Genomic DNA, 1,172 nt, shown 5'->3' on the forward strand with positions numbered 1-1,172 from the left:
AAAGGATTTGAAAGCCACATTCACATAGAACATCACTTTTTCAGTTTTAGATAGCCCATTCCCAATTTTTTTCTTTTCTTCATTGTTTTTCTTCACTATACACACACTTTTCTATAACATATTTTATTGTAAAAATAGCTTGATTTGCTCTTAATTATATCAAAACAATTGTATACATGCTATGTGAATTCCCCTCTGTAAAATGAATGTAAAATTAACTTAGTTCGCTTTCCTTCGTTTTCAAAATAATCTAGGGCTAAATATAGCTAAATAAGCAAGGGTCTAGTAAAATAAAGGTAATACAAAGCACATGGAGGTAGAGAAAATGTCTAAAGTAATGTTGATAATTAACCCCTCATCAGGAAAAGGTGCGGGTAAAGAGATTCAAAGTGACTTAGAAAAAGCCTTGTCTGCTTCATTTGATGACGTTGAAACAAGATTCACCGAAGGAGAAGGCGACGCCAAAGACTGGGCTCGAGAAGCTAGTGATGAAGGCTGCGAAGCTGTTGTCGTCGTTGGTGGTGATGGGACTGTTAACGAAGGGATTTCAGGAATCGCTGAAGCAGATTCAACCATTAAATTTGGCTTCATTCCACTTGGGACAGCCAATGATTTAGCACGTGCCTTAGGAATTAGTCTAGAACCTCAAAAAGCAGCTGAAGACCTGGCTAATTTTAAAACGCGAAAAATTGATATCGCTAAAATAAACGACCTATACTTCTGTAATGTGGCCGCTATTGGATCAATTCCAACAGCAGTAATGGAAACCTCAAGTGAAGAAAAATCAAAATTTGGTTTCTTCGCCTATGTGCGTGATTCAATGCGTGCTGTATTAAACGATAACCAGTACACCTACAAATTAGTCTTAGACAACGATGAAGAGATTGAAATCTCAACAAAAGTATTAGTGATTGCCTTAACAAACAGTGTAGGTTCATTTGAAAACATGATTGCTGGTGCAACACCAGATGACGGCTTATTACATATCATGACCTTAAAAGATGAAAACTTATTAGCTGAATTACCAGGTATGCTACAAGAATTAAACGGCGGGTATATCTCTGAAGCCAATAACATGATTACGTATAACGTAAAAAAAGTGTCTATCTCGGTTGTTAATGAAGACGCGGACGAAGTGAAAGTGAATATTGACGGTGAGGTTGGTCCAGCGT

At 37.0% G+C, this 1,172-nt stretch carries 1 protein-coding gene; it reads left to right on the forward strand.

Translation table 11 applies throughout. The features are described from left to right. Nucleotides 1-325: 325 nt before the first annotated feature. A partial coding sequence (locus ACRCJ0_RS14700) for a diacylglycerol/lipid kinase family protein (RefSeq protein WP_431390951.1) occupies nucleotides 326-1,172 on the forward strand: 847 nt, incomplete at its 3' end.

The organism is Aerococcus sp. L_32, from assembly GCF_050689315.1.